At 62.8% G+C, this 25,755-nt stretch carries 29 protein-coding genes; 20 read left to right on the top strand and 9 right to left on the bottom strand.

The window, feature by feature from the left end; genetic code table 11:
- The first annotated feature begins 205 nt into the window (after positions 1 to 205).
- Positions 206 to 643 (top strand): carboxymuconolactone decarboxylase family protein, encoded by a 438-nt coding sequence (locus IAE33_RS15415; RefSeq protein ID WP_201164142.1) that lies wholly within the window; start codon positions 206 to 208, stop codon positions 641 to 643.
- Positions 644 to 659: 16 nt separating this feature from the next.
- On the opposite strand, the gene IAE33_RS15410 is transcribed toward IAE33_RS15415, so the two are convergent.
- Positions 660 to 1,670, bottom strand: coding sequence for an AraC family transcriptional regulator (locus IAE33_RS15410; protein WP_201164141.1), 1,011 nt, complete (start codon positions 1,668 to 1,670; stop codon positions 660 to 662).
- A gap of 168 nt (positions 1,671 to 1,838) precedes the next feature.
- Here IAE33_RS15410 and IAE33_RS15405 point away from each other — a divergent pair, with 168 nt between their 5' ends.
- From IAE33_RS15405 to IAE33_RS15395, 3 genes are read left to right on the top strand one after another with little or no spacing between them, the layout of a single operon-like run.
- A complete protein-coding gene (locus IAE33_RS15405; RefSeq protein WP_201164140.1) occupies positions 1,839 to 3,023 on the top strand; it encodes an acetyl-CoA C-acyltransferase family protein in 1,185 nt (394 codons plus the stop codon).
- 13 nt (positions 3,024 to 3,036) lie between these two features.
- Complete coding sequence (locus IAE33_RS15400) at positions 3,037 to 3,885, top strand: 3-hydroxybutyryl-CoA dehydrogenase (RefSeq protein ID WP_201164139.1); 849 nt, start codon at positions 3,037 to 3,039, stop codon at positions 3,883 to 3,885.
- A gap of 11 nt (positions 3,886 to 3,896) precedes the next feature.
- Entirely contained in the window at positions 3,897 to 4,478 is a 582-nt protein-coding gene (locus IAE33_RS15395; RefSeq protein WP_201164138.1) for a TetR/AcrR family transcriptional regulator, read from the top strand.
- Between the two features lie 37 nt (positions 4,479 to 4,515).
- Here the strand turns inward: IAE33_RS15395 and IAE33_RS15390 are convergent, their stop codons facing one another.
- From IAE33_RS15390 to IAE33_RS15370, 5 genes are read right to left on the bottom strand one after another with little or no spacing between them, the layout of a single operon-like run.
- Positions 4,516 to 4,893 (bottom strand): response regulator, encoded by a 378-nt coding sequence (locus tag IAE33_RS15390; RefSeq protein WP_028634402.1) that lies wholly within the window; start codon positions 4,891 to 4,893, stop codon positions 4,516 to 4,518.
- 44 nt (positions 4,894 to 4,937) lie between these two features.
- The gene (locus tag IAE33_RS15385; protein ID WP_201164137.1) at positions 4,938 to 6,164 is read right to left on the bottom strand and encodes a hybrid sensor histidine kinase/response regulator; all 1,227 of its coding nucleotides are present in this window, start codon (positions 6,162 to 6,164) and stop codon (positions 4,938 to 4,940) included.
- Complete coding sequence (locus tag IAE33_RS15380) at positions 6,158 to 6,733, bottom strand: chemotaxis protein CheB (RefSeq protein ID WP_201164136.1); 576 nt, start codon at positions 6,731 to 6,733, stop codon at positions 6,158 to 6,160. Before IAE33_RS15380 ends, IAE33_RS15385 begins: the two co-directional genes overlap by 7 nt.
- Positions 6,730 to 7,551 (bottom strand): CheR family methyltransferase, encoded by an 822-nt coding sequence (locus IAE33_RS15375; RefSeq protein ID WP_201164135.1) that lies wholly within the window; start codon positions 7,549 to 7,551, stop codon positions 6,730 to 6,732. Before IAE33_RS15375 ends, IAE33_RS15380 begins: the two co-directional genes overlap by 4 nt.
- Positions 7,548 to 11,012 carry a response regulator gene (locus IAE33_RS15370; RefSeq protein WP_201164134.1) on the bottom strand — a complete coding sequence of 1,155 codons (3,465 nt, stop codon included), beginning with the start codon at positions 11,010 to 11,012 and terminating at the stop codon, positions 7,548 to 7,550. The genes IAE33_RS15375 and IAE33_RS15370 overlap by 4 nt, the downstream gene beginning before the upstream one ends.
- 236 nt (positions 11,013 to 11,248) lie before the next feature.
- Between IAE33_RS15370 and IAE33_RS15365 the strand changes: the two genes are divergently transcribed.
- Complete coding sequence (locus tag IAE33_RS15365; protein WP_060481248.1) at positions 11,249 to 11,614, top strand: response regulator; 366 nt, start codon at positions 11,249 to 11,251, stop codon at positions 11,612 to 11,614.
- A 5-nt stretch (positions 11,615 to 11,619) separates the two neighbouring features.
- Here IAE33_RS15365 and cobF read toward each other — a convergent pair whose 3' ends face one another.
- Entirely contained in the window at positions 11,620 to 12,375 is a 756-nt protein-coding gene (gene cobF, locus IAE33_RS15360) for a precorrin-6A synthase (deacetylating) (RefSeq protein WP_201164133.1), read from the bottom strand.
- 308 nt (positions 12,376 to 12,683) lie between these two features.
- Between cobF and gloA the strand changes: the two genes are divergently transcribed.
- Entirely contained in the window at positions 12,684 to 13,211 is a 528-nt protein-coding gene (gene gloA / locus IAE33_RS15355; RefSeq protein WP_028634409.1) for a lactoylglutathione lyase, read from the top strand.
- A gap of 95 nt (positions 13,212 to 13,306) precedes the next feature.
- Positions 13,307 to 13,549: a hypothetical protein gene (locus tag IAE33_RS15350; protein WP_060481246.1), complete on the top strand. Its 243-nt coding sequence runs from the start codon at positions 13,307 to 13,309 to the stop codon at positions 13,547 to 13,549.
- Positions 13,550 to 13,566: 17 nt separating this feature from the next.
- Here the strand turns inward: IAE33_RS15350 and IAE33_RS15345 are convergent, their stop codons facing one another.
- On the bottom strand, positions 13,567 to 14,388 hold the full coding sequence (locus IAE33_RS15345; protein ID WP_201164132.1) for a shikimate 5-dehydrogenase: 822 nt from the start codon (positions 14,386 to 14,388) through the stop codon (positions 13,567 to 13,569).
- A gap of 158 nt (positions 14,389 to 14,546) precedes the next feature.
- Between IAE33_RS15345 and IAE33_RS15340 the strand changes: the two genes are divergently transcribed.
- From IAE33_RS15340 to pbpG, 4 genes are all read left to right on the top strand, one after another.
- Positions 14,547 to 14,885 carry a hypothetical protein gene (locus tag IAE33_RS15340; protein ID WP_060481244.1) on the top strand — a complete coding sequence of 113 codons (339 nt, stop codon included), beginning with the start codon at positions 14,547 to 14,549 and terminating at the stop codon, positions 14,883 to 14,885.
- Positions 14,886 to 14,978: 93 nt separating this feature from the next.
- A complete protein-coding gene (locus IAE33_RS15335) occupies positions 14,979 to 15,161 on the top strand; it encodes a hypothetical protein (RefSeq protein ID WP_201164131.1) in 183 nt (60 codons plus the stop codon).
- Between the two features lie 187 nt (positions 15,162 to 15,348).
- Positions 15,349 to 16,482, top strand: coding sequence for an HWE histidine kinase domain-containing protein (locus IAE33_RS15330; RefSeq protein ID WP_201164130.1), 1,134 nt, complete (start codon positions 15,349 to 15,351; stop codon positions 16,480 to 16,482).
- 156 nt (positions 16,483 to 16,638) lie between these two features.
- Complete coding sequence (gene pbpG, locus IAE33_RS15325; RefSeq protein ID WP_201164129.1) at positions 16,639 to 17,568, top strand: D-alanyl-D-alanine endopeptidase; 930 nt, start codon at positions 16,639 to 16,641, stop codon at positions 17,566 to 17,568.
- A gap of 13 nt (positions 17,569 to 17,581) precedes the next feature.
- On the opposite strand, the gene IAE33_RS15320 is transcribed toward pbpG, so the two are convergent.
- Positions 17,582 to 18,013: a hypothetical protein gene (locus IAE33_RS15320; protein WP_201164128.1), complete on the bottom strand. Its 432-nt coding sequence runs from the start codon at positions 18,011 to 18,013 to the stop codon at positions 17,582 to 17,584.
- A 153-nt stretch (positions 18,014 to 18,166) separates the two neighbouring features.
- On the opposite strand from IAE33_RS15320, the gene IAE33_RS15315 reads away from it, so the two are divergent.
- The 9 genes from IAE33_RS15315 to IAE33_RS15275 all read left to right on the top strand — a co-directional run bounded on the left by IAE33_RS15315 (position 18,167) and on the right by IAE33_RS15275 (position 25,702).
- Positions 18,167 to 19,501, top strand: coding sequence for a lysine N(6)-hydroxylase/L-ornithine N(5)-oxygenase family protein (locus tag IAE33_RS15315; RefSeq protein WP_201164127.1), 1,335 nt, complete (start codon positions 18,167 to 18,169; stop codon positions 19,499 to 19,501).
- 166 nt (positions 19,502 to 19,667) lie between these two features.
- Positions 19,668 to 20,861, top strand: a complete 1,194-nt coding sequence (locus tag IAE33_RS15310; protein ID WP_201164126.1) for a PepSY-associated TM helix domain-containing protein — start codon at positions 19,668 to 19,670, stop codon at positions 20,859 to 20,861.
- The gene (locus IAE33_RS15305) at positions 20,858 to 21,397 is read left to right on the top strand and encodes a thiamine pyrophosphate-binding protein (protein WP_201164125.1); all 540 of its coding nucleotides are present in this window, start codon (positions 20,858 to 20,860) and stop codon (positions 21,395 to 21,397) included. The genes IAE33_RS15310 and IAE33_RS15305 overlap by 4 nt, the downstream gene beginning before the upstream one ends.
- Complete coding sequence (locus tag IAE33_RS15300; protein ID WP_060481237.1) at positions 21,394 to 21,714, top strand: hypothetical protein; 321 nt, start codon at positions 21,394 to 21,396, stop codon at positions 21,712 to 21,714. Before IAE33_RS15305 ends, IAE33_RS15300 begins: the two co-directional genes overlap by 4 nt.
- Positions 21,711 to 22,280, top strand: a complete 570-nt coding sequence (locus tag IAE33_RS15295; RefSeq protein WP_201164124.1) for a DUF6162 family protein — start codon at positions 21,711 to 21,713, stop codon at positions 22,278 to 22,280. The genes IAE33_RS15300 and IAE33_RS15295 overlap by 4 nt, the downstream gene beginning before the upstream one ends.
- Before the next feature lie 17 nt (positions 22,281 to 22,297).
- Entirely contained in the window at positions 22,298 to 23,200 is a 903-nt protein-coding gene (locus IAE33_RS15290; protein WP_201164123.1) for a metal ABC transporter substrate-binding protein, read from the top strand.
- Positions 23,197 to 23,943: a metal ABC transporter ATP-binding protein gene (locus IAE33_RS15285; protein ID WP_201164122.1), complete on the top strand. Its 747-nt coding sequence runs from the start codon at positions 23,197 to 23,199 to the stop codon at positions 23,941 to 23,943. Before IAE33_RS15290 ends, IAE33_RS15285 begins: the two co-directional genes overlap by 4 nt.
- Positions 23,943 to 24,842 carry a metal ABC transporter permease gene (locus tag IAE33_RS15280; RefSeq protein WP_060481235.1) on the top strand — a complete coding sequence of 300 codons (900 nt, stop codon included), beginning with the start codon at positions 23,943 to 23,945 and terminating at the stop codon, positions 24,840 to 24,842. Before IAE33_RS15285 ends, IAE33_RS15280 begins: the two co-directional genes overlap by 1 nt.
- Entirely contained in the window at positions 24,839 to 25,702 is an 864-nt protein-coding gene (locus IAE33_RS15275) for a metal ABC transporter solute-binding protein, Zn/Mn family (RefSeq protein ID WP_201164121.1), read from the top strand. Before IAE33_RS15280 ends, IAE33_RS15275 begins: the two co-directional genes overlap by 4 nt.
- Positions 25,703 to 25,755: the final 53 nt, after the last annotated feature.

The raw sequence follows: 25,755 nt of genomic DNA, 5'->3' as shown, positions 1-25,755 counted from the left end.
TGGGAGCGGCTTCAGCCGCGAACACCGGCAAAGCCGGTGCCACACACCGCGGTGCTTGCTTCGCGGGTAAACCCGCTCCCACAGGATGGCTTTTTGCTACAGAGCGGTGGTGAATTGGCCTCTGGGTTATTGTCGGGATTGGCTATCGTGGGCCGTGTAGAGGGGCGTTAGTGTAGGCCCCTTCCACAGCCTCAGGAGGCCTACCGTGCACAACCGAATCGAATGGGCCAAACACGCGCCCGAAGCCCGTAAAGCCATGCTTGGCCTGGAGCAGGCCCTGGCCAGTAGTGGCCTGGAAAGCGACCTGCTGGAACTGATCCGCCTGCGCGCCTCGCAGATCAATGGCTGCGCCTACTGCGTCAACCTGCATGCCAACGACGCGCGCCAGGCGGGCGAAACCGAGGCGCGCCTGCAAACCTTGTGCGTGTGGCAGGAAACCGCCTACTTCACGCCACGCGAGCGGGCCGCCCTGGCCTGGGTGGAGAGCCTGACGCGGCTCCCGGAGCGCGGTGCGCCGCAGGCCGAATACGAAGCCCTGCACGACCATTTCGAGCCTGGCGAAGTGGTCAACCTGACTTTGGCCATTGCCACCATCAATGCCTGGAACAGGTTCGGCGTAGGCTTTGCGATGGTACCCGCCTGACCGCCCACCCGGTGCTTCAGTGCTGGGCGAGCAGCGCCCGGTAGCTGCCCGGGCTCTGCCCAGTCCACTTCTTGAAAGCGCGGTGGAACGCGCTGGGCTCCTGGAAGCCGGCCTGTTCGGCAATCTCGGCGATGCTCAGCACGCCCTCGCGCAAATGCTCAAAGGCCCTGGCGCGGCGCACTTCGTCCTTGATCTGCTGGTACGAACGGCCCTCACGCTCCAACTGACGGCGGAACGTGCTGGCGCTGATGCCTTGCGCTTGCGCCAGCACCGCCAGGGTAGGCCACTGCCCATGACGCCGGGCACGCAGATGGCGGTAAACCTTGGCGACCAGGCCATCATGGTTGCGAAAGCGGATCACCAGGCCCTGAGGTGCGCTGCGCAAAAAGGTTTTAAGGGCAGCCACGTTCTGCACCACGGGCAACTGCAGGTACCCACTGTCGAACTCCACTTCGGTGCGCCCGCTGCCCAGCCGCAGGTCCGGCCCCCACAACAGCAGGTCGTCCTCCTGAGCCGGGCGCCCGACGGCCAGTTCGGTGCGGTCGATGGCAATGCGCCGCCCGGCCAGCCAGCAGAGCATGCCAATCATCAGTACCAGGTAGGTTTCTTCGGCATAAACGCGGGTCAGAGGGTCCGGGATGCTCGATTGCACGCTTAGCAACGCCCTGCCACCGCGCACGCTCAGGCTGCCGCGCAGGTCACGCAGGAACAGGCCGAACCCTGCCAGGCACTGGCGCAGGGCTTTTTCCAGGTTGGGCTCCAGGATCAAGCCCCGGCAGATCAGGGCAAAGCTGCCCAACGGCATGCCATGGCTGTCCAGGCAGAAGAACTCGTCGTCCAGGTGCTGGATCAGGGCCAGCCACAGCCTGGCAACTGCCTTGGCCGGCACGCGCCCCTGCGGCTGCTGCAGCACGTGCGGGTCGATGCCCGCCGCCCGCAGGTATGAGTCGCGCACGGTGGGGTCGTTGCGCAGTGCGTGCAGCATGGGGCTGAGGAAGTACACGGCGACCGAATCGCTATCGCGCATGGTGGTGTTCGCTGTCTATGCTGAGTGGCAAAAAACGCCAAGGGTTCTGAACAGTTCCGGCATAGGCTGCAACGGTGCCTTTGCCTAGACTCGGACCCACTCCCGGGTCACCGGCCATTCTCGCAGAGGCTGGGCCGGTCCCGCCATGCTTTAGCTTCTGGAGCGCCCATGAGCAGCAAAGAAATCTACGTGGTCAGTGCCGTCCGTTCCGCCATCGGTGGCTTTGGCGGCGCACTGAAAGACTTGCCGTTGGCCGACCTCGCCAGCACGGTTACCCGGGCCGCCATCGAGCGCTCAGGTGTGGCAGCCGAACATATTGGCCATCTGGTGATGGGTACGGTCATCCCCACCGAACCGCGCGATGCCTACCTGGCGCGGGTGGCGGCCATCAACGCCGGCTTGCCGAAGGAAACCCCGGCGTTCAACGTCAACCGCTTGTGTGGTTCGGGCCTGCAGGCCATTGTTTCGGCAGCCCAGTGCCTGCTGTTGGGCGATGCCGAGGTGGCCGTGGCCGCTGGCGCCGAGTCCATGAGCCGCGGCCCTTACCTGTTGCCACAGGCCCGTTGGGGCGCGCGCATGGGGGACCTGAAAGGCATCGACTACACCATCGGGGTACTGCAGGACCCGTTCCAGCACTTCCACATGGGTATTACCGCCGAGAACGTCGCCACCCAGTGCGGCATCACCCGGCAGATGCAAGATGAACTCGCCCTGGTCAGCCAGCAGCGCGCAGCCCGCGCCATCGCCGAGGGCCGTTTTGCAGGCCAGATCGTGCCGCTGGAGCTGAAAACGCGTAAAGGCACGGTGCAGTTCAGCGTTGACGAGCACGTACGCGGGGATGTCACAGCTGAACAACTGGCGGGGATGAAACCCGTGTTCAAGCCAGACGGTTCGGTCACTGCGGGCAACGCCAGCGGCATCAACGATGGCGCTGCCGGCCTGGTACTGGCCAGTGGCGATGCGGTCAAGCGCCTGGGCCTTACGCCGCTGGCGCGTGTGGTGGGCTATGCCCACGCGGGTGTAGAGCCGGCGCTGATGGGGCTGGGGCCGATCCCGGCCACCCGCAATGTGCTGGCGCGCACGGGGCTCAAAGTGCAAGACCTGGATGTGATCGAGTCCAACGAGGCCTTTGCTGCCCAGGCCTGCGCCGTAGCCCGTGAGCTGGGCCTGGACCCGGACAAGGTCAACCCCAATGGCTCGGGCATTTCCCTGGGCCACCCCGTGGGCGCGACCGGGGCAATCATCGCCACCAAGGTCATCCATGAACTGCAACGCATCCAGGGGCGTTACGCCCTGGCCACCATGTGCATCGGCGGCGGCCAAGGCATCGCCGTCGTCTTCGAACGCGTCTGAACAGGGCTGCCCCATGAACATCGAACACATCGCCGTGATCGGCGCCGGCACCATGGGCAACGGGATCGCCCAGGTCTGCGCCATAGCGGGTTACCCGGTTTTGCTGGTGGATGTTGCTGACGCGGCGCTGGAGCGCGGTGTCGCCACCTTGAACAAAAACATGCAGCGCCAGGTGAGCAAAGGCACGCTGACGGCCGAGCAGGCAGCCGCCGCCAGCGCCCGTATCCGCACCACCACCGACTATGCCGGGCTTGGCACTGCGCAGCTGGTCATCGAGGCTGCCACCGAAAACCTGCAGCTCAAGCAGCGCATCCTCCAGCAAGTGGCGGCCAACGTTGCCACTGACTGCGTGATCGCCACCAACACCTCGTCGCTTTCGGTAACGCAGCTGGCCGCCAGTATCGAGCGCCCGGAGCGCTTTATCGGGGTGCACTTCTTCAACCCCGTGCCCATGATGGCGCTGGTGGAGATCATCCGCGGGTTGCAGACCAGCGACGGCACCTACGCCCAGGCGCTGCTGTTGACCGAAAAGCTCGGCAAGCGCCCGATCAGTGCCGGTAACCGCCCAGGCTTCGTGGTCAACCGTATTCTGGTACCGATGATCAACGAAGCCATCTTCGTGCGCCAGGAAGGCTTGGCCAGTGCTGAAGACATCGATACGGGCATGTGCCTGGGCTGTAATCAACCCATCGGCCCGTTGGCACTCGCTGACCTGATCGGCCTGGACACCTTGCTGGCGATCATGGAGGCCTTCCATGAGGGCTTCAACGACAGCAAGTACCGCCCTGCCCCCCTGTTAAGGGAAATGGTTGCGGCGGGCTGGCTCGGGCGCAAGAGCGGCCGCGGCTTCTTCACCTACTGAGGCGATACGCCATGCCCCCACTCGATGCCGCGCTGCGCTGTGCCAATTTTGAAGAGCGACGTGACCGGGCCATGGCGCTGTTCGCAGAAAAAGGCTTCGGCCAGGTCAGCATGCGCGAACTGGCCGCCCACATCGGGCTGAGCGCCGGCTCGCTGTATCATCACTTCCCCAGCAAACAGGACCTGCTGTTCGACCTGATCGAGGAGCTGTACGAAGAGCTGCATGCCACTCTTGGCCAAAGCCGCCAGGCGATGGCACGTGGGGCATCGGCGCTGAGTTGCCTGGTTGCGGCGCACTGGCAATTGCATGCCGAGCGGCCCTTGCAGTTCCGCCTGGCAGAGCGTGACCTGTGCTGCCTCAACGAGGCGCAGCAGGCACAGCTGGCGGCGTTGCGCTCACGGTATCAGGCGGAGTTGTTGCGGCTGATTGCACCGCAGGCCAGGCTGAACAAACAGGCATTGCTGGCCACCGCGCAGGTGTTGGCAACGTTGCTGAATCAGTTGCCAGGCATGCTCCAGGCATTGCCCGCGCGCGCGGGCCTGGCCCTCATGGAACGCATTGTACTGGGCGGGCTGGAGCGGGCCCTGGCTTAGGCACCCCACTTTTTGGCAACGTTACCCCCGCCCTGCATCAGCACAGCTGGTTCTGGATCTGATCGCGCAACGTATTCAGGTCGAATGGCTTGGCCAGAATCGGCGCCTTGCGCGCGATAGGGCTGCCAGACTCAAGGATTTCCGCCGGGTAGCCACTGATGAAGATCACCTTCAGGTCCGGGCGCAACTTTACCGCGGGCTCGGCGATGTCTACACCGGAAATGCCGCCAGGCAAGCGGAAGTCAGTCACCATCAAGTCGAGGTGCGGCTTACTCGCCAAAATGGCGAACGCCTGCTCGCCGTCTTCCGCCACCAGCACGTGGTAGCCCTCTCCGGCCAGGTAGTCCCGCAGAATCATGCGGATTGCCGGCTCGTCTTCCACCACCAGCACCACATCTTGCGCATCTTCACTCATATCGAAACCTTGAAATTCTTGCAGTTGGCCATCAGACCCCAGGCTCAGGCAGAGGTTGCCCGCACCTGATCGTTTTGTTGTTCTCGCTCACCGAGCGGTAATTGCAGGGTGAAGGTGGCACCTTCGCCCTCCTCGCTTTCCACCACTATACGCCCGCCATGGGCCTGTACGATCTGGTCGGAAATGTACAACCCCAACCCCAGCCCGCCTGTGGCCTGCTGCGTCGCCACCCGCTCGAACTGCTGGAAGATGCGCCGCTGGTTGGCGGCACCAATACCGATGCCGTGGTCCTGCACCTGGACGCACGCCATGTCGTCCGCCTGGAAAACCCGAACCTGCACAGGTTTGCGTTCGCCATAACGCAAAGCATTGGACAACAGGTTGGCCAGTACTTGTTCAATCCGAAATTCGTCCCACTCACCGTGCATATGCCCAGGGCACTGCAGCTCGATACACGTGTCCAGCGCAGCGGCCTGGGCAGCGAAGTTTTCCGCCAGCCCACGCACCAGCTGGCACAGGTCGAATGCCTTCGGGCGCAGGGACAGTTTGCCGGTGCGGATGCGCGAAACGTCGAGCATGTCTTCAATCAAGCGGATCAGGCTGTTGATCTGCCGTTCATCGCGCTCGACCATGGCCTGGAGCTTGTGGTGGCTGAAGGCATCGAGGTTGCCGCGCGCCAGGTGCAGCTTGCGCAGCTGGGTTTCCAGAATCAGGCCGTTGAGCGGAGTGCGTACTTCGTGGGATACGATCGACATGAAGTCGTCACGCATGCGCACGGCACGCTCAAGCTCCCCACGCGCAGCCTGCAACTGGCCGAGCAGCTGTTCCTGCTCCTGACGGCTGCGCTCCAGCGCCTGCAACTGCCGGTCCAGCACTTTGCGCTGGCGGTAAAGGTCGACGAACACCGAGACCTTGCTCTTCACCGCGAAGGTATCCAGCGGCTTGTAGAGAAAGTCCACTGCCCCGCTTTCATAGCCCTTGAAGGCATAGTCCATCTCGCGCCCGGCTGCGGTCACGAACACGATCGGAATGTTGCGGGTTTTCTCCGTGCCACGCATCAGTTCGGCCAGCTCGAACCCATTCATGCCGGGCATCTGCACATCCAGGATCGCCAGGGCGAACTCGTGCTCGAGCAACAGCGACAATGCGGCTTCGGCGGACTGTGCCTGGTGCACCTCACGGTCCTCGCCCTGGATCAGGGCGTCGAGGGCGAGCAGGTTCTCCGGCAAATCATCGACGATCAGCAATTTGGCGATGGTGTGGCTTAGCATACGCTGGGTTCCAGGGTTGCGAGCAACTGCTCGATGCCGCTCAGAGGAAGAATATGGTCAGGCCTGTGCAGGGCCAGGGCGGCCTCCGGCATCAGCGCAACCTGTGCGTCGCGGGGGTCCTGGACGATGGTCCGGCCGCCGCTGTTCTTGATGTAGGCCAGCCCTTCGGCGCCGTCTTCATTGGCACCGGTGAGCAGTATACCCAGCAGGCTTTCGCCATAGGCGTCCGCTGCCGACATGAAAAGGTAGTCGATGGAAGGCCTGGAAAAATGCCGCGGGGGCTCCTGGCTCAGCGACAGGGTCAGGTCACGCTCTACCGACAGGTGGTAGCCAGGGCCGGCCACGTAGATCGCCCCCGGCTGCACAGGCTGCTTGTCACGCGCTTCGCACACCGGCCGGCCCAGGCGGCGTTGCAACACATCGGCCAGGTGGCTTTCGCGGTTGTGCGGCAAGTGCAGCAGGCATAGGACCGACACTGCCATGTCGGCCGGCAGCCCGCCCAGCACCTTGAACAGCGCTGTCACGCCGCCTGCCGAGGCGCCAATTACCACAGCACGGATACCCTTCATAGCTTGCGGTAAATCCGTTCGGGCCGAACCCAGGGTTCGAAGCGCTGACCGTAGGCAGAAAAGTCGATCGACTCCTTGCTGCCCAGCACCAGAAAGCCGCGGTGGCACAACGATTCATGGAACAGGCCCAGGGCGCGGTCCTGCAACGCCTTGTCGAAATAGATCAGCACATTGCGGCACGAGACCAGGTGGGTTTCGGAAAACACGCTGTCGGTGGCCAGGCTGTGATCGGCAAAGGTCACCTGCTCGCGCAAGGTGCTGTCCATGATCGCGTTGCCATAGGCTGCCGTGTAGTACTCGGCGAAGTCCCGGCGCCCACCCGCCAGCCGGTAGTTCTCGGCGTATTCACGCATGCTCTGCATGGAATAGATGCCTTGCTTGGCTTTTTCCAGCGAACGGGGGTTGATGTCGGTGGCATAGATGATGGTGCGCTCCAGCAGGCCTTCCTCGCGCAGCAGGATGGCCATGGAATACACCTCTTCACCGGTGCTGCAACCCGCGATCCACACCTTGATCGATGGCCAGGTGTGCAGCAACGGCACCACCTCCTGGCGCAAGGCCAGGAAGTGGCCGGGGTCTCGGAACATCTCACTGACCGGGATCGTCAGGTACTGCAACAACTGCATGAACATGCTCGGGTCGTGCAGCACACGCTCCTGCAGTGCCGAGACGGTATGGCAGTCGAACTGGCGCAAGGCATGCAGGATCCTGCGCTTGATCGAAGCGCCGGAATAATTGCGGAAATCGTAGCTGTACTTGAGGTAAATCGCCTCGATCAGCAAACGGATTTCAATGTCGGTGTTACGTTCGCTACTCAAATTCGCTCCAGTTGCGGTAGCCATACGCGGATCAACGAGAACAGGCGGTCCAGGTCGATGGGTTTGGCCAGGTAGTCGTTGGCACCTGCCTGCAGGCAGCGGTGCTGGTCATCCTTCATGGCCTTGGCGGTCACGGCGATGATCGGCAGCTTGCGCCAGCGCGGTTGCTGGCGGATCAACCGGGTGGCCTCGAAGCCATCCATTTCCGGCATCATCACATCCATCAGCACCAGGTCGATGTCTTCATGCTGCTCAAGGCGCTCGATGGCTTCACGCCCGTTGCGGCCAATCTCGACGATGGCACCCTTGTGCTCCAGGGCGCTGGTCAGGGCGAAGATGTTGCGCACATCGTCGTCCACCAGCAGGATCTTGCGGCCTTCGAACACCTTGTCGCGGCTGCGCGCGGTCTTGAGCATGCGCTGGCGCTCATGGGAGAGCTGCGATTCGACCTTGTGCAGGAACAGCGTCACCTCGTCGAGCAAACGCTCCGGCGAGCGTGCGCCCTTGATGATGATCGAGCGCGAGTACTTGAGCAGGTCGGCCTCTTCCTCGCGGGTGAGGTTGCGGCCGGTGTAGACGATGACCGGCGGGAACGAGCGGATGTCTTCTGCCGTCATGCGCTTGAGCAGTTCGTTGCCCAACATGTCGGGCAGCTTGAGGTCGATGATCATGCAGTCGTAGATGTTCTCGCGCAGCAGTGCCAGCGCCTCCTGCGCCATGCCCACTGCAGTGATCTCGACATCGTCGTCGCCAATCAGGCGGGCGATGCTCTCGCGCTGCAGGTCGTCGTCTTCCACCAGCAGGATGTGCTTGAGTTTCTGGGTGAGCTTGGCCTCCAGCCGGGCGAACACTTCCTTGAGTTCCTCACGGCTGGTGGGTTTGACCGCATAGCCCACCGCGCCCATGTGCATGGCCGCCTCTACACGGTCCTCCACCGAAATGATGTGTACCGGGATGTGCCGGGTATTGGCCTGCTCCTTGAGGCGCTGCAGCACCGTGAGCCCAGAGTGGTCCGGCAGGCGCATGTCGAGCAGGATGGCGTCGGGGATGAACCGTGCGGCCAGCTCGAAGCCTTCGTCGGCGCCATGGGCCACCAGGCAGCTGTAGCCCAGTTCATGGGCCAGGTCGAACAGGATGCGCGCGAAATTCGGCTCATCTTCGATCACCAGGATGCAGCGGTTGGCGAACGGCGCACGCTCGCGGTCATCGGTGAAGGCCAGCGGCGGCGCCTTGGGCGCGAGGGCGGATGGCACGGGTGCCAGGGGTACTGGCTCTGCTGCCGGGCGCAGGCTCAGGGGCTGGAACTGCTGCTCAACGCCATCATGGTGCTCCGGCAGCGTCAGACTGAACACACTGCCCTTGCCGGGCGTGCTCTCGACGGTAATCTGCCCACCCAGCAGGTGGGCAAGGTCACGGGAAATCGACAGCCCGAGGCCCGTGCCGCCGTAGCGGCGGTTGCTGGTGCCATCCACCTGGTGGAATGCGCCGAAAATCGCCTGCTGCTGGTCGCCGGCGATGCCTATCCCGGTATCGCGCACGGTGAACGTGATGCCCGTGCCAGGCGTGTGGCCGATGTTCAGGCTGACCTGGCCGCGCTCGGTAAACTTGATGGCGTTGGACAGCAGGTTCTTGAGGATCTGCTCCAGGCGCTGGCGGTCCGTAAAGAGGGTGGCCGGGACCTGGGCGTCGGCGGTGACCTCGAACGCCAGGCCTTTCTGACCGGCCAGCGGCCTGAACATATCGCGCAAACCTTCGACCAGGCGCTCGACGTGGGTGGTTTCGGGTCGCACTTCGAGCTTGCCAGCCTCGACCTTGGCGATGTCGAGAATGTCGTTGATCAGGTTGAGCAGGTCATTGCCCGCCGAATAGATGGACTCGGCGAACTTGACCTGCTCCTGGCTGAGGTTTCCTTCACCGTTCTCTGCCAGCAGTTTGGCCAGAATCAGCGAACTGTTGAGCGGGGTGCGCAGTTCGTGGGACATGTTGGCCAGGAACTCGGACTTGTATTTGCTCGAGCGCTGCAACTCGTCGGCGCGGGCCTGCAACTCGGCCTGGGCACGGCTGAGTTCCTCGTTCTTGAGGTCCAGGGCGTCGGTGCGGTCGGACAACTGCTCGTTGGTTTGCTCAAGTTCCGCTTGCTGGGTTTCCAGGTAGGCCTGCGATTCCTTGAGCACGCGCGACTGTTCTTCGAGTTCTTCGTTGGCCGTTTTCAGCTCTTCCTGCTGCACTTGCAGTTCTTCGTTGAGCTGTTGGGTTTCGGCCAGTACTTCCTGCAGGCGCTGGCGGTAGCGGGCGGTTTCGATGGACATGCCCAGGTTGCCAGCCACGCGCTCGAGCATCTCGGCGTCACGCTCCTGGAGCGGCCGCAACAAGCCCAGCTCGATGACGCCGTTGACCAGGCCGTCCTCGGTAGCCGGCACGATCAGGCCACTGCGCGGCAGTCCACTGCCCAACCCTGAAGCGAGCCGGTAGTAATCCTGGGGCAGATCGTCCAGGCGGATGATGCGCTCTTCGCGCACCGCCTGCGCCAGCAGACCGTGATGGTCGCCCAGGCGCTGCTCACGCGCCTGCTCATCGGCGCCCAGGCCATAACTGGCGAACCGCACCAGCTTGCCGTGCTCGTCGCGCACATACACCGCACCCACCACGCTGCCCAGGTAGGAGGCGAAAAAGCGCAGGATGTTGTCACCCAGCATGGGCAGTGTCAGCTGCCCAAGCACCTGCTGAGCCAATTGCGTCTGGCCATTGCGCAACCACGCCTGATGCTCCAGCCGTTCAGCGGCGCGCTGCTGCGCACGCAGGTTCTGGTCGTAGCTGCTGGACAGCGCAATCAGGTCGCGGCGGCCGAGGTAGGCGAGCAGCGCGCTGAGCCCGACCAGCAAAATAATGAAGGCGGCAATGGAAGTGACGGTAATCGTGCTGACCGAGTCATTGCGTGTCACGCGCAGTTGCTGTTCTACGCCGATCAAGTCGTCGAACTCCCGGCGGATTTCATCGGTCAGGCGCTTGCCGCGGCCTTTGCCGATCATCTCGCGGTAGTCACCCTCGCTGCGCCGCAAGCTGATCATTTCGGCGCCAAAATCGTTCCAGGCCCGCTGCAGCGCGATCAGCCGATCAATCCGGGCGACTTGCAGCGGGTTGTCTTCCACAAGCCCGCGCAGCCCCTGCAGGCTGTTGAAGATACGCGGCTTGGCCACTTCGTATGGGTCCAGGAAACGCTCGTCACCACTGATCAGAAACCCGCGCATGCCGGTTTCCATGTCGATGGACAGCTTCAGTGTCTCGTTGGCGTCGCTGATCACCCGGTCGGTGTGCTCCACCCACTGCATGGCCGAGAGCAAATAATTGATCACGGCAACGAACGCCACGGCGCCCAGCAGGCCCAGGCCCAGTGGCAGGCCAATATTGCGGCTCAGCAGCCTGCGAAAGCTGCGTTGGTCCATCGAGGCTGCTTGAATCATGTGATAACGCCCGAGCAATTAACGTCCATGTAGGCCATGGCCGATCATTCGTTATTGTGAGCCACCGCCTGCGTGAAGCAAATCCTGCCTGGTCGGTCAGGGCGGGGCATTTAGCCAGTATTTGAAAGATGCCTGCGCCAATCGTTCCATCTAATTGATGAGAAAGGTATCCTCGGGAACTTCTGGGGCCCTTCAGCTTACAGATTAGAGACACTATTAACGACAGGATCCCAACCATGCCCCTTCTGGTAGTCGAAGACGACGACATCGTACGCATGCTGATGGTCGATGTGCTCGAAGAACTCGGCTACGAGATTATCGAGGCAGAAGACGCAACGTCTGCCCTGCGAGTACTCGAGGACGCTAACCAGCACCTGGACCTGATGATAACCGATGTGGGTTTGCCGGACATTCGGGGTGAAGAGCTGGCGGCCCGTGCGCGGGGCTTGCGCCCGGTACTCAACATCATGTTCGCCAGTGGCTATGCCGACAGCTTCGATCTGCCGGAGGGCATGCACCGGATCAGCAAGCCGTTCAGCATCGATCAGCTCCGGGACAAGGTGGCCGCGATCGTGGGCCCAGGTGCGGGGGACGAGGGTTAACAGGTTTAGCCCGCTGTTTCGCGTCGCAACAGGTAGGTGTCCATGATCCAGCCTTTGCGACGCCGCGCGCCGGCCCGCAGTTCAAGGATGCGCGATTTGACGGCCTCCAGAGGGCCGGCAACCAGCAATTCGTCTTCGGTGCCCAGGTAGGCGCCCCAGTAGATCGTAAGGGCCGGATCATTCAGCGTGGCGAATGCGCACTGGCCGTCAAGCATGACTACCACATTGTCAATTCGGCCGACCCCCGCTAATTGCCGCCCGGGCAGTATTACCAGAGGTTCGCCAATTCGGTTGAGGGTTATCTGATGACGCGCTGCCAATACTTGCACGCTGCTGATGCCAGGGATGACGTGCACCTGCAACTGCACGCCCTGCTCGCGCACCCGCGTTAAAATACGCAGCGTGCTGTCGTACAGGGTTGGCTCGCCCCACAGCAGGAAGGCGCCGCGCTCGCCCACAGCGATGTGTTGCTCGATCAACGTGGCATAGACGGTGGCACGCTCTCGGTGCCAATCACGCACGGCGCCCACGTAATCGGCTGGGTTGCCTTCCCGTGCAGGGTCGGGCATTTGTACCAGGCGGTAGCCGCCCTCTGGGCGGTAGCGTTCGAGGATGCGTTTGCGCAGGTGCAACAGGTCTTGCTTGTCAGGGCCTTTGTCCATGATGAAGAACACGCTGGCGCGGCGCAGAGCGGTGACTGCCTGGTAGGTGACCTGGGCGAGGTCGCCCGGGCCTATGCCGATGAGCAAGACTTCTTTCACACGTGTGCCTTCCAGAGTGTTTGATTCGCGGATTCGTAGGCGCGAGCATAGCGTGCGATGCGCAGGTGGTTTTGACAAATGATGATGAAACATGAACACCTGCTTCACACATTTTTCACACCGCCGGGGGCATCATCAACACAGCTAAAGGATTAGCGACCCCATCAAGCGCCCGCACACGCGGGCCTCTAATTCCAACGCCCTGCCCCGTGCAGGGCGTTTTATTTGCGCAATCGATTCACTGCCGTATCATGGGCAGCCTGTCCGTTTTGCCGGGGTACCACTCCCGGCCCGTCTCAGGAGTACACATGAGCCTGCACGATCTGCAAACCCTGCCGGGCGTGACCGCCCAACCCGATACTGCCACCGCCCAGTTCGTGTTCAACCACACCATGCTGCGGGTCAAGGACATCCAGAAATCGCTGGACTTCTACACCCGTGTGCTGGGCTTTCGCCTGGTGGACAAGCGCGATTTCCCCGAGGCCGAATTCAGCCTGTACTTCCTCGCCCTGGTAGATCCACAGCACATTCCCGAGGATGACCACGCACGCCACCAGTGGATGAAATCGATCCCGGGTGTACTCGAGCTCACTCACAACCACGGCACTGAAAGCGATGCCGGTTTTGCCTATCACGATGGCAATACCGACCCACGTGGTTTCGGCCATATCTGTGTCTCGGTACCGGATGTCCGTGTCGCCTGCGCACGCTTCGAAGCCCTGGGCGTACCCTTCCAGAAGCGCTTGCAGGATGGCCGCATGAACCACCTGGCCTTCATCAAGGACCCTGATGGCTACTGGGTTGAAGTGATCCAGCCCACCGACCTCAAGGGCTGAGGCCCTGCCGGGCTCGCTCGTCGGGCCGAGGCCCCCGGGCGCCCCGCTGTGGTATATGAAGTGAAGGCTTCACCTGCCACAGCGAGGTACTGACCATGCAATCCCTGCACTGTGAATACCGCCAGCACATCATCACCGCCAGTGTGATGCCCCACCCCGACTCGCCCCTGCCCTACAGCGCCGGCTGCCTGATTACTGCCCCTGATGGGCATATGAGCAGACGTCTGTCGATGCCGATGCAGTTTTTCTCCGACCTTGGCAATGCCCAGCACGTATCGCTGGCTCACGGTCGCGCACTGGTCGATCGCCAGCTGGACGATGGGCAGCAGGTGTTCTGAGGCATCGTGATCGGGCATCAGGCCTCCCTGGCGTAAGCCACCGCTGCCTGCACCTGGCTGTGCGTGGGCCTCACACCGGTGTACAGCACAAACTGCTCCAGCGCCTGCAGGGCGATCACCTCCAGGCCGGTAATGACCGGCTTGCCCAACGCTTGGGCGCGGCTGATGAGTGGCGTTTGCGCAGGCATCGCGACCACGTCGAAGACCCGCTCGGCCGCAGCGATGGCGTCTTCGCTGAATGCCAGCTGATGGGCCTCCGGGCCGCCGGCCATGCCCACCGGTGTAACGTTCACCAGCATCGGTGGGCACAGGTCGCCCAGTTCGGGCAGCCAGCGATAGCCGCAAACATCCGCCAACTGTCGGCCCGCCTGCTCGTTGCGGGCGACGATGATGCCTTCGGTAAAGCCTGCATCGCGCAGGGCGCTGGCCACTGCCTTGGCCATGCCGCCGCTGCCGCGCAAGGCAAACGCGGTACAAGGGTCGACCTGATGCTGGCTTAGCAACTGGCGCACGGCCATGTAATCGGTGTTGTAGGCCTTCAGGTGGCCGTCGGTGTTCACCAGCGTGTTGACCGACTCGATGGCGGCTGCGGAAGGGTCGATCTCATCCACGAGCGCCATGCAGGCTTCTTTGTAGGGCATGGAGACCCCACACCCGCGAATGCCCAGTGCGCGGATACCCGCCACCGCCGCTGGCAGGTCATCGGTGCGCATGGCCTTGTAGTAGAAGTCCAGGCCGAGCTGTTGATACAGGTGGTTATGAAAGCGCACACCAAAGGTGCCAGGGCGGCCTGCCAGGGAAATGCACAGTACGGTATCCCTGCTGGGGGTGGTGGACATGGCTGCTCCTCGGTCATTAGTAAAACGATTGAGCAGCGTACCAGAGCGCTCCATTTGTCGCCCCTTACACAACCTTTACCCTTCCCCCATACACAGCAGACCGGAGGCCGAGTCATAGTAAGCAGGCCCCGACTCGGGGTTTTCCACGAGGTTGCTCCATGAACCGTAATATTGCCGCAATCGCACTGCTGGCCGGCGCCTTGGCCATCAGCGGGCCCGCTGCTGCCCATGGTCGCGGTTGGGCCGGGCCCGGGCCCCTGCTGGGTGCCGCTGTGGTCGGTGCAGTGATCGGCGCAACGGCCTACGGCGGCCATGACCGCACCGTTTACGTCGAACGCCCGCCCGTGTACTACGCGCCGCCACCGGTTTACGTACAGCCACCGCCCCAGCCGGTCTACTACCAGCCTTACTACGCGCCCGCCCCGCCACCGCCGCCACCGGGCTACCGAGCCTACTATGGCCCGCCACCGGTCTATTACGGCCCACCCCGCTGGTAAGGTTGAAAGAACTGATAACGACTATTGAGCACGTTGATTTCTCATGCCACGCGCTGATGGCTAAGGTAGAGCCATGTTCCACAGGAGGCACCCATGGCCACTATCCAGATCATGTCCGTTGTCGGCAGCGCAGTGCCTACCCCGCTGCGGGAGCAGGGCCTGTTGGCCTGCTGGTACCTGATACGCAACGGCGAAGCGGTGAGTGGTCCGTTGCCTAGCCTGGCATCTGCCAAAGAGCTGGCCGAGCAGTTGCAACCCGGCACGTTGTTGGCATGACACCCCATTTCATGCGTTGCTCCCTCCCTTGTTGCCCGCCTTCGTGCGGGCTCTTTTTTTGCGGCTCGGTGCACGCCGTTTTCATCGCTACTGCGGCCAGTACCAAAAAGCGGTAACCTTCCAAGGCTGAGCATTCGTCCCTCCGCTGACGAACAGCGTTGGTATTTCCGGACGAGGCTTCCTGCATATGACCGCATTGGTCGATGATTTTCGTGATAGAGCCGTGGATGTCATGGCCAGGGGCGGTTCGATTCTGCCGCTGCTCGAAGCCTTGGTCATTGCCCTGGCTGCGGGTATTCCCGGCAGCCATGTGGGTGTCAACATCCTCGACAAGCCGGGTAAAACCTTTCGGTACTCGCTCTTCCCAAGCCTACCGGCCGACTTCAGCAAACAATTGGTGGGCAACCCGATTACCGGCAAGCGCGGCTCCTGCGGCCTGGCGATTTTAAGTGGCAAGGTCATAGAGGTGCCTGAAGTCGCCACCGATGCGCGTTTTTCTCCCGAATGGAAAAACCTGTTTCACCAGCACCGCTTGCTGGCGCTGGCCTCATTCCCTGCCTTGAGCAAAGAGGGCGATGTGCAGGGTACGCTGGCCGTCATCTACGACCCGCAGAGGCCACTCAATCCCGAGCAGCGCCACGCCATCACCTGCGCTTCACGGCTGTGTGCGCAACTGTGTGCCTACAGCCGCACCCAGGAGGCTAACCAGATACTTATCGCGGAACTCGATCACCGCATGAGAAACCTGTTCAGCACCATCGGTGCGGTCGCGGTGCTCACAGCGAGGCACTACCCGGAGTTCCCGCAGTTTCGTAGAACGCTGGACAACCGCTTGTTGATGATGCAGAAAGCTCACGCGTTGGCATTGGCCGACAAATCATCGCGCCTCACTGAGTTGCTGGCTGAAACCCTGGCCCCGTATATGGCAGAGACGGCAGGCTGCTACTCGGGCCCTGACATCATCCTGGCGCCCGAGGCTGCCTCCGCATTGGCGTTGGTTTTGCACGAACTGGCAACCAACGCCGCCAAGTACGGGGCATTCTCCCAGCCTGGGGGCGCGGCGACTATCCGCTGGCACCTGGAAGACCATGCCGAAGAAGGCTGCCAATTCAGGTTCGCATGGCAGGAACATAATGGCCCGCCGGTCAGCCCTCCCCAGCGCAAAGGGTACGGTTCGCTGATGATTCACGGCAGCTTGCGCAATGCGTTCGATGGGAAGGCGGAATTTGCCTACCACGTCGAAGGGTTGCGCTGCACCATCAGCGCCCCGTTCAGCGCACGCCTGGGCAAGGCGGCCGAGGGCGAGTGCGTAGTCATATGACTTGGGGCCGCCTTGCGGCCCGGATTAAATTCTCTTCACTTTGCGCCCTTTTGGAATAAGGCATTCGACAGCTGTTCAGCCATACTCCAGAATGCGCCGGTTCTGGGAAAAACCCTCGCACAGCCAACGACATACCAACCATTAGTGAGTCACAACGTGAAAACAACCCTGTCCATCCTCAGCCTGCTGCTGTTGCTCACAGGTACCGCAACCCACACGTCGATTGCTGCTGCCGCTCAGCCTCACGCCCAACTTCAGCGCGACCCTGCCAAACTGCACCTGGCATCGGGCAGCGCGTTGCTGATCGACCTGAACACCAACCAGGAACTGTATTCAAGCCGTCCAGACCGGGTGCTGCCCATCGCTTCGGTCACCAAGTTGATGACGGCAATGGTAGTGCTGGACGCGAAGCAGCCGATGGATGAAATGCTGACCATGACCATCGCCAACAACCCGGAGATGAGAGGCGTTTATTCACGGGTGCGGCTGGGCAGTGAACTGAACCGCCACGAAACCCTGCTGATTACCCTGATGTCATCGGAAAACCGTGCGGCCACCACCCTGGCCAACCACTACCCCGGTGGCTATCCGGCGTTCATCAAGGCAATGAATGCCAAGGCCCGCAGCCTGGGCATGACCCACACACGCTATGTGGAGCCTACCGGGCTGTCCACCCAGAACGTCTCCACTGCCCGGGACCTGACCAAGCTGCTGATGGCGTCGCGCAAGTACCCCATGCTCAGCAGCCTGTCGACCACGCGTGAAAAAACGGTGGCCTTCCGCAAGCCCAACTACACCCTGGGTTTCCGCAACACCGACCACCTGGTCAACAAGAGCAACTGGGACATCAAGCTGACCAAGACGGGGTTTACCAACGAGGCAGGGCACTGCCTGGTGCTGTTGACCCGCATGGACAACCGCCCTGTGGCGATGGTGATTCTCGATGCGTTTGGCAAGTACACCCACTTCGCCGATGCCAGCCGTATGCGCCAATGGCTGGAAACCGGTGCGACCAAACCGGCCCCGGCCGTGGCCATGCAGTACAAGGCCGATAGACACGGCAAGGGCCGAGTTGCGGCCGAGTAGCCCTCACCGCAGGTCAGGCCTCGGCGCTGAACGTGGCGCCGGCGCTGCTGCTGCCGCTGTCCTTCAATAGCTGCAGCAATTGCCCGGAGGCCGCCAAGATCTGCCCGCTGAGGTTGGCGATGCTGGCTTGCTTGGCCGCCACCGCAGCGGCCTTGGCGGTGTCCTCCATGTTGCTGGCCATCAGTGCTGCCAGCTGCTTCTGCTCCTCGGCCAGCTGCTTTTGCAGATCCTTGATCAATTGCCGCAGCTGCTTCACCGCTTCCGATTCACCCAGGTCGCTGGCCTCGGTGTTTTGCGTCTGGCTAGCCTTGGAAATCCGCATGCTGTCGCTGGGGATGGTCACAGCGCCGCCAGGGGTGGCGGCCTGAGCGGTAGCGGCGGCCTCACTCAGTGCCTGGGCCGAGACCCCATTGATCATCAGGTTGCCTGCGTTTATCCCTGCCATGTGGGCTCCCTTCAAAGGTTATGTTCGTCCTACCTCTGCCTATCGGCCGCCGTGGCCGGGTCTTTAGGCTGCTAAATTCCCTATCCCCTGGCTCGTTCCAAAACATGTATCAGCGCTGGCGCGCTCACATTCGACCTTCAGGGAATTGCAGCCATGACCCAGGCCTCACAGCAGGAAACTATCAAAGATCTGATCGGCGTGGGCTTTGGCCCCTCGAACCTCGCCCTGGCCATCGCCTTGGAGGAACTCGCCGAAGTGCAGGGCCATGCACTGGATGCACTGTTCATCGACAAACAGCAGGACTACCGCTGGCATGGCGAAACCCTGGCGACCCAGAGCGAGTTGCAGATCTCGTTCCTCAAGGACCTGGTGTCGCTGCGCAACCCCACCAGCCCCTACAGCTTCGTCAACTACCTGCACCAGAAGCAACGCCTGGCCGATTTCATCAACCTGGGCACCTTTTACCCGTGCCGCCTGGAGTACAACGATTACCTGCGCTGGGCTGCGGAGCACTTCGCCACCCAGGCCGTGTATGGCGAAGAAGTACTGCGCATCGAGCCCGAGGTTGTAGCCGGCCGCGTCGAACATTTGCGGCTGGTGTCGCGCGACGCCCAGGGCCGGGAATACAGCCGTCGTACCCGTTCGGTGGTGGTGGGCAGTGGTGGCACCCCGAAAATTCCGCAGAAATTTGGCGCGTTCAAGGATGACCCTCGGGTATTCCACCACTCCCAGTACCTCAGCAGCCTGAAGAAACTGCCTTGCACCGACGGCAAACCCATGCGCATTGCAGTGATCGGCTCGGGCCAGAGCGCCGCAGAGGCATTCATCGACCTGAATGACAGCTACCCGTCGGTCAAGGTGGACATGATCCTGCGTGCCACAGCCCTGAAGCCCGCAGACGACAGCCCGTTCGTGAACGAAATCTTTGCCCCGGACTACACCGACCTAGTCTTCAACGAGCCTGCCGAACAACGCAGCAAGTTGCTGGGTGAATACCACAACACCAACTACTCGGTCGTGGACCTGAACCTGATCGAACGCATCTACGGCGTGCTCTACAGGCAGAAGGTCGCCCACCAGCACCGTCACAACGTGCTGTGCAGGCGCCAGGTTGAAGCGGTGGTGGCCACCCGCGACGGGCTGGAGCTGACACTCAGTGACCTCGCCACCGGCCAGCAGCAGACGCACCGCTACGACGCCGTGATCCTGGCGACCGGCTACGAACGTCGCTCGCACCGCGAGCTGCTGGCGCCGCTGGCAGGTTACCTGGAGGATTTCAACGTCGACCGCAATTACCGGGTACTGGCCAGCCCTGACCTGCAGGCTGCGGTGTATCTGCAGGGGTTCTGTGAGAACAGCCATGGCCTGAGCGACACCCTGCTGTCTGTGCTGCCATCGCGTGCAGCAGAAATTGGCCGGGCCCTCTACCACGACCTGTCGCACCTGCAAGGCAAATCGCAACCTGCTGTAGCGCTGACCAGCGCCTGACCCACCTCTTCCAGGCCGGCCCATGGTTCCACCACGGGCCGGCTTCGGCCATCTGAAACATTTGCTTGCATTTAAAACGACGGTTTTTTGATTCTCATTCGTCCTTATCAGTACAGCCCTTTTTGGTTGGGCTCACGCTCGACTATCCCCTGTAGAAGACTGTCTGATGGCCAAAACACCGAAAAAATCCAAGTCCAGGTTGTGGTTCCTGGTCCACAGCTGGCTCGCCTTGCCGATCTGGTTCTTCGTGCTCATCGTTTGTTTCACTGGCATGCTCGCCGTGGTCAGCCAGGAGATCGTCTGGCTGGCCGACCCGGCGGTGCGGGCGAACAAGCCTGATGGCGACGTGCAGCGCATGACCTTCCAGCAGGTACTGGATGCCCTGCATGAAGCCAAGCCAGACATGATCGTGGGTGGCCTCAGCCAGCCAGATGGCTCGCATTTCGCCGTCAAGGCCAATGTCACCCTGCCAGACGGCACCAGCCCGACGCTTTATGTAAACCCCTACACCGGCGCCATCCAGGGCAAGACCCCGGACTTCAACTTCGAAGCCTTCACCCGCGCGCTGCACGGTTGGTGGCTGGTGCCCTTCACCAATGGCTATAGCTGGGGGTGGTACCTGGTCTCGATACTGGGCCTGCCCATGCTGGCTTCGCTGGTGACCGGGCTGGTGGTGTACAAGAAGTTCTGGAAGGGCTTCTTCAAACCGGTGCGAACCGGCCATGGCTCCCGGATTTTCTGGGGTGACCTGCACCGCCTGGCCGGAGTGTGGTCAATCTGGTTCATTGCAGTCATTTCCATTACCGGTACCTGGTTCCTGATCCAGGCGATCCTTTTTGACAATCACATCACCCTCTCAAGCGAGAAGGTCGTGCCTGTCATCGCCCGGGAGCAGGTCCCGCAAACCCAAGACGGTTCCCCAGCCCCGCGCATCGACCTGGACGAGGCTGTGCGCCTGGCAGGCCTGGCCATCCCCGGGCTGGAAGTCAGCTTCGTTTCACTGCCGTCTACCGCTTACAGCCACATCAACCTGGGCGGCCCAGGCTGGTACCCATTGATGCACCAGAGTGCGGCGGTAAACCCTTACACCCGCACGATCGACAGCCAGTTTCTGATCAGCGACAGGTCGGCGCTGGAGTTCGTCACCGAATCCATGCGCCCGCTGCACACGGGCGATTTTGGTGGCTTGCCGATCAAGCTGGTGTGGTTCTTCTTCGGGCTAGTACTGACCCTGATGGTGTTCAGCGGCCTGCTTATCTGGACCAAGCGTACCGCCCAGGCCACTGCGGCCGCGCTCAAGCGTGGTGAACGCGCCCCCCGCAACCTCCCGCGTGAAACCACTGTGGAGATCCACTCATGAGCCGGGCCCAGACCCTCACCGCCAGCCCGTTGAAACAAGCCTGGCTGAAATGGCGCTTTCACCTGAACATCCTGCTGATCCTCATTCCACTGGGCTTCATGCCCAAGTACTTCGCCGATGCCAAACTGTTCCGCGGCGACGCGGGCCTGGGCGCCAACATCGTGCGCGACATCCAAGTTGGCCCCTACAGCCTGGACCTGGCCGAGATGCGCGATGAGGCACCTTTGGCCGACGGCCCTGCCGGCTTTTTCAAAGTCTTCAACGCAGCACTGTGCAAGGCCTGCATCCAGGACGTGAAGGCGACCTACCTGCGTATCGGAAAACCACGCAGCCTGCGCGCTGCTGGCACCATTTTCTTCGGTGCGCCCTACAGCATGGCCACCTCATTGCCCATTCCCCCACGCACCAGCCCCGATGCCCAGATCTGGATCACCGTGGAAGGCTGGGACGGCAGCATGCACCAGGCTTCGGTCCCATTGGCCCAGGCATCCCCCGCTACCGTGGCGTGGCTCAAGAAACAAGGAGGCAAGAAATGAAACACCTGATGCGCACCTTCGCGCTACCGATGCTGCTACTGGCCGCCGCCCCGGCGATGGCCCACAACCCCATGTGCGAATGCGAGGAACTTGCCAGCGGCCAGGTCAAGTGCACGGGGGGCTTCTCCGATGGCAGCGGCGCCCCTGGCGTAACCCTTGACGTGATTGGTTACGACGAGCAGGTGCTGGTCGGCGGCAAGCTGGGGGAAGACTCGACCCTGACCTTCAAGCGCCCTGATGGCGAGTTCTATGTGCTGTTCGACGCCGGCCCCGGGCATGTGGTGGAAGTCGACTACGCCGACATCCCACAACCATGAGCCGCGCCCAGGTGATACGCCCGGCGGGTGCCGGGCACGAAACCCTGTACGTGCTGCTGTTCAGCGCACTGATCGTCTTGCTGGCAGCAGGGGTGGTGGCGCTGCGTGGCGAGCGTGAAGACGAGCAGGCCATCGAGCGCCACCAGCTCGATGCACGCCGTGACCTGACTGCAGCCGAACAGGGCCTGTATACCGACCTGAGGGTGGCCTTCGACGAAATCCAGATGCTGCGCGAAGAACGCCAGGCTGCCCCGGGTGTGCAGGCGCTGGCCGAAGACGGCCTGCCGCCTTTCGTCGATGACGCCGGCAGCCAGAGCCGCGGCAACCATCAGTGGACGTGGCTGCAGGCCGGCGCCTACCTCGGCCGCAGCCAGGCCCCGGACATCGCCGGCAGCCTGCTGCTGATCCTGCCCGCTGGCAACGACGGCCAACCGGATATCTGGCTACGCCGCGACAGCAGCCACATGCCACCTGACGACCTCGGCCAGGCAGCCTTGATTGCAGCGGGCTGGCGGCAGGTGGTCAGCCACTACGACGCCGGTGTCACCCGCGAACACCGCCACTGAACCCAAAAGGACTTCCCATGTTTCGCTCCGCCCTCGCCCTGCTTCTGGCCATCGCCCTGCCGGCCACGGCCCTGGCCGACAGTGGCAAGCCACTGCGCATCGGCATCACCCTGCACCCGTACTACAGCTATGTGAGCAATATCGTCGCAGACAAGGCAGAAGTGGTGCCGTTGATTCCTGCGGGTTTCAACCCCCACGCCTACGAGCCCCGGGCTGAGGACATCAAGCGCATCGGTACACTGGACGTGGTGGTGCTCAACGGTGTAGGCCATGACGATTTTGCCGACCGCATGATCGCCGCCAGCGAGAAGCCCGGCATCGCCACCATCGAGTCCAACCAGAACGTCCCCTTGCTCGCCGCCACAGGCATCGCCGCACGGGGTGCCGGCAAGGTCGTCAACCCCCATACCTTCCTGTCCATCAGCACCACCATTGCGCAGGTCAACAACATCGCCCGCGAGCTTGGCAAGCTGGACCCGGCAAACGCCAAGTTCTACACGCAGAACGCCCGCGCTTATGGCAAGCGCCTGCGCACCCTGCGGGCCGAGGCCTTGGCCAAGGTGACCGAGGCACCCAGCGCCACCTTCCGCGTGGCCACCATCCATGCCGCCTACGACTACCTGGTGCGCGACTTCGGCCTGGAAGTCACCGCCGTGGTGGAGCCGGCCCATGGCATCGAACCCAGCCCCGCCCAGTTGAAAAAGACCATCGACCAGTTGAAGGCGCTGGATGTGCGGGTGATCTTTTCAGAGATGGACTTCCCTTCCGCCTACGTGGAAACCATCCAGCGCGAGGCCGGCGTTCGCCTGTACCCACTGACCCACATCTCCTACGGGGAATACACCAAGGACAAGTATGAAGTGGAGATGAAGCGCAACCTCGATACCGTGGTGCGTGCCATCCAGGAGAACCGCGCATGACCGCCGCCGCCCACGTGCAGCCGGCTTGTGGCCCGGCCATCGAGTTCGGTGGCATCGACCTCACCCTGGGGCGCACGCGCATTCTTGAGCAGGTGACCTTCAGCGTCGCGCCCGGCACCGTGCACGCCATCGTCGGCCCCAATGGTGGCGGCAAGAGTTCGTTGATCAAGACACTGCTTGGGCAGATGCCGCATCAAGGTCAGTTAACCCTGCGCTGGCCGGGCGAGCGGGAGGTTATCGGCTATGTGCCACAGGCGCTGGAATTCGACCGTGGGCTGCCCATGACCGTCGATGACTTCATGGCCGCCATGTGCCAGAAACGCCCCGCGTTCCTGGGCTTGTCCCGACGGGTGCAGCCCGCCATCGACGCCGCGCTGGCGCGGGTCGGCATGCTGGATAAACGCAAGCGCCGCATGGGCGCGCTGTCGGGTGGTGAGCGCCAACGGGTGCTGCTGGCCCAGGGCCTGATCCCCGAGCCGCAATTGCTGGTGCTGGACGAGCCCATGTCGGCGCTGGACGAGGCAGGCATTCAGGTGTTCGAGCAGTTGCTGGCCGGTTGGCGCCAGGCCGGCACGACAGTGCTGTGGATCGAACACGACCTGGAGGCGGTGCTGCGCCTGGCAGACCGGGTAACCGGCTTGAGCCGCAAGGTGCTCTTTGACGCACCGCCCGCCCAGGCCCTCACGCCCGAGCGCCTGCTCGGCCTGTTCTCCGTTCACCCGCGCAGCGAGAGCCTTGCCTGATGAGTTTCGAATCCTTCCGTCAACTGGTCCAGCAGTGGGCCACACTGGGCTACCTGCCGGAGGCACTGGCCTACGGTTTTGTGGTCAACGCCTTGCTGGCGGGCCTGATGATCGGCCCGGTCCTGGGTGGGCTCGGCACCTTGGTGGTGGTCAAGCGCTTTGCGTTCTTCTCTGAAGCGGTCGGCCATGCGGCGCTCACCGGCGTGGCAATCGGCATCCTGCTGGGCGAGCCCTACACCGGTCCCTATGGCAGCCTGTTCGGCTACTGCCTGCTGTTCGGCATCCTGCTCAACTTCCTGCGCAACCGCACGGGGCTGTCGCCGGATACGCTGATCGGCGTGTTCCTGTCGGTGTCCCTGGCCCTCGGGGCAAGCCTGCTGTTGATGCTGGCCGGCAAGATCAACGTGCACATCCTGGAAAACGTGTTGTTCGGGTCGGTGTTGACCGTAAGCGGCCAGGACCTGGTCGTGCTGGGCATCGTCGCTGCGCTGGTGCTGGCCCTGGCCTTGCCGTTGTACAACCGGATCATGCTGGCCAGCTTCAATCCGCAGCTGGCTGCCGTGCGCGGCGTAGCAGTGAAAACCCTGGATTACCTGTTCGTGGTGCTGGTCACGCTGGTCACCGTGGCCTCGGTGAAAGTGATCGGGGCGATCCTGGTGGGTGCCCTGCTGGTGATCCCCGCTGCCGCCGCGCGTTTGGTCAGCCAGTCGCTCAAAGGCTTCTTCTTTTTGTCGGTGCTGATCGCCACGCTCAGCACCCTGCTCGGTATCTTGCTGCCCATCGTCTGCGACCTGCCGGTGCCTTCAGGCGCCGCGATCATCCTGGTTGCCGGCATCTGTTTCGCCCTCGCGGCACTGGCCCGCGCCCTCGTCCCACGCCTGCAAGGAAACCCGGCATGAACCTGAAACGCCTGACCCTGACAGTGGCCCTGGCCAGCCTGCCGTCGCTGTCGTTCGCCACCCAAGTACTGACCGCCCTGCCCGTGACCCATAGCCTGGCGAGCTCCCTGCTGGACGGCACCACGGTGGAGCTGAAACGGGCAGCACCGGCCAACCTGCCTGCCAGCCGGCAACCGTCGTACTTCAGCGGGCGCGGCGGCGCCAGTTTGCAGAAGGCGGCGCAGCAAGCCGACGCGGTGATCGGGCTGCGCTCCATATGGCGCGACGACCCGCTGTACCCGGTGGCCAGGCGCAGCAATATCCGCATCGTGGAAATTGACGCGGCGCGCCCCGTCGACGGCGCACTGCCGGGCATCGCGGTGAGCGGTGACGATGCCCATGCCGCCTACCCCTGGCTGAACCCCACCAACCTCGGGCGCATGGCGGATGTGATGGCCAATGACCTGGAGCGGCTTTCCCCACAGGACAAGACCAGGATCCAGGGCAACCTAGCGGGGTTCAAGCGCCAACTGCTGGAGCTGGCCGCCAGCAGCCAGATACGCCTGGCCAAGGTCGACAACCTGACAGTGGTGAGCCTGTCGGAGCGGCTGAGCTACCTGGCCAGCGGGTTGAACCTGGATGTGGTGGAGCAACCGCTGCCGAACGATTGGGATACCGCCGCGCTCGAGGCGCTGGGGGCAAACCTGAAGGCGCAGGATGTGGCCCTGGTGCTGGACCATCGGCAGCCGGAGGCTGCGGTGGCCGAGGTGATCAAGGCATCCGGGGCCAAGCTGGTGGTGGTGGAGAGTGACCCTGAGGATGCGCTGGGGGGGCTGAAGGCCAGTGTCGACCAGGTGATCAAGGCGCTGGGCGAAAGTTGATGCAGTGTGTGCCGGCTTCCGCTGGGGCCTGTGGGACCCAGCTTGCCGGCGAT

It is taken from the genome of Pseudomonas sp. S60 (genome assembly GCF_016647865.1).
Lineage (GTDB): Bacteria > Pseudomonadota > Gammaproteobacteria > Pseudomonadales > Pseudomonadaceae > Aquipseudomonas > Aquipseudomonas parafulva.
This window is presented reverse-complemented; position numbering and strand designations above follow the sequence as displayed.

Excerpts from the sequence above, each read along its gene's own strand:
- IAE33_RS15410 (WP_201164141.1), bottom strand. The coding sequence starts at position 1,670 with ATGCGCGATAGCGATTCGGTCGCCGTGTACTTCCTCAGCCCCATGCTG.
- IAE33_RS15405 (WP_201164140.1), top strand. The coding sequence starts at position 1,839 with ATGAGCAGCAAAGAAATCTACGTGGTCAGTGCCGTCCGTTCCGCCATC.
- IAE33_RS15400 (WP_201164139.1), top strand. The coding sequence starts at position 3,037 with ATGAACATCGAACACATCGCCGTGATCGGCGCCGGCACCATGGGCAAC.
- IAE33_RS15395 (WP_201164138.1), top strand. The coding sequence starts at position 3,897 with ATGCCCCCACTCGATGCCGCGCTGCGCTGTGCCAATTTTGAAGAGCGA.
- IAE33_RS15390 (WP_028634402.1), bottom strand. The coding sequence starts at position 4,893 with ATGAGTGAAGATGCGCAAGATGTGGTGCTGGTGGTGGAAGACGAGCCG.
- IAE33_RS15385 (WP_201164137.1), bottom strand. The coding sequence starts at position 6,164 with ATGCTAAGCCACACCATCGCCAAATTGCTGATCGTCGATGATTTGCCG.
- IAE33_RS15380 (WP_201164136.1), bottom strand. The coding sequence starts at position 6,733 with ATGAAGGGTATCCGTGCTGTGGTAATTGGCGCCTCGGCAGGCGGCGTG.
- IAE33_RS15370 (WP_201164134.1), bottom strand. The coding sequence starts at position 11,012 with ATGATTCAAGCAGCCTCGATGGACCAACGCAGCTTTCGCAGGCTGCTG.
- IAE33_RS15365 (WP_060481248.1), top strand. The coding sequence starts at position 11,249 with ATGCCCCTTCTGGTAGTCGAAGACGACGACATCGTACGCATGCTGATG.
- gloA (WP_028634409.1), top strand. The coding sequence starts at position 12,684 with ATGAGCCTGCACGATCTGCAAACCCTGCCGGGCGTGACCGCCCAACCC.
- IAE33_RS15350 (WP_060481246.1), top strand. The coding sequence starts at position 13,307 with ATGCAATCCCTGCACTGTGAATACCGCCAGCACATCATCACCGCCAGT.
- IAE33_RS15345 (WP_201164132.1), bottom strand. The coding sequence starts at position 14,388 with ATGTCCACCACCCCCAGCAGGGATACCGTACTGTGCATTTCCCTGGCA.
- IAE33_RS15340 (WP_060481244.1), top strand. The coding sequence starts at position 14,547 with ATGAACCGTAATATTGCCGCAATCGCACTGCTGGCCGGCGCCTTGGCC.
- IAE33_RS15335 (WP_201164131.1), top strand. The coding sequence starts at position 14,979 with ATGGCCACTATCCAGATCATGTCCGTTGTCGGCAGCGCAGTGCCTACC.
- IAE33_RS15330 (WP_201164130.1), top strand. The coding sequence starts at position 15,349 with ATGACCGCATTGGTCGATGATTTTCGTGATAGAGCCGTGGATGTCATG.
- IAE33_RS15320 (WP_201164128.1), bottom strand. The coding sequence starts at position 18,013 with ATGGCAGGGATAAACGCAGGCAACCTGATGATCAATGGGGTCTCGGCC.
- IAE33_RS15315 (WP_201164127.1), top strand. The coding sequence starts at position 18,167 with ATGACCCAGGCCTCACAGCAGGAAACTATCAAAGATCTGATCGGCGTG.
- IAE33_RS15310 (WP_201164126.1), top strand. The coding sequence starts at position 19,668 with ATGGCCAAAACACCGAAAAAATCCAAGTCCAGGTTGTGGTTCCTGGTC.
- IAE33_RS15305 (WP_201164125.1), top strand. The coding sequence starts at position 20,858 with ATGAGCCGGGCCCAGACCCTCACCGCCAGCCCGTTGAAACAAGCCTGG.
- IAE33_RS15300 (WP_060481237.1), top strand. The coding sequence starts at position 21,394 with ATGAAACACCTGATGCGCACCTTCGCGCTACCGATGCTGCTACTGGCC.
- IAE33_RS15295 (WP_201164124.1), top strand. The coding sequence starts at position 21,711 with ATGAGCCGCGCCCAGGTGATACGCCCGGCGGGTGCCGGGCACGAAACC.
- IAE33_RS15290 (WP_201164123.1), top strand. The coding sequence starts at position 22,298 with ATGTTTCGCTCCGCCCTCGCCCTGCTTCTGGCCATCGCCCTGCCGGCC.
- IAE33_RS15285 (WP_201164122.1), top strand. The coding sequence starts at position 23,197 with ATGACCGCCGCCGCCCACGTGCAGCCGGCTTGTGGCCCGGCCATCGAG.
- IAE33_RS15280 (WP_060481235.1), top strand. The coding sequence starts at position 23,943 with ATGAGTTTCGAATCCTTCCGTCAACTGGTCCAGCAGTGGGCCACACTG.
- IAE33_RS15275 (WP_201164121.1), top strand. The coding sequence starts at position 24,839 with ATGAACCTGAAACGCCTGACCCTGACAGTGGCCCTGGCCAGCCTGCCG.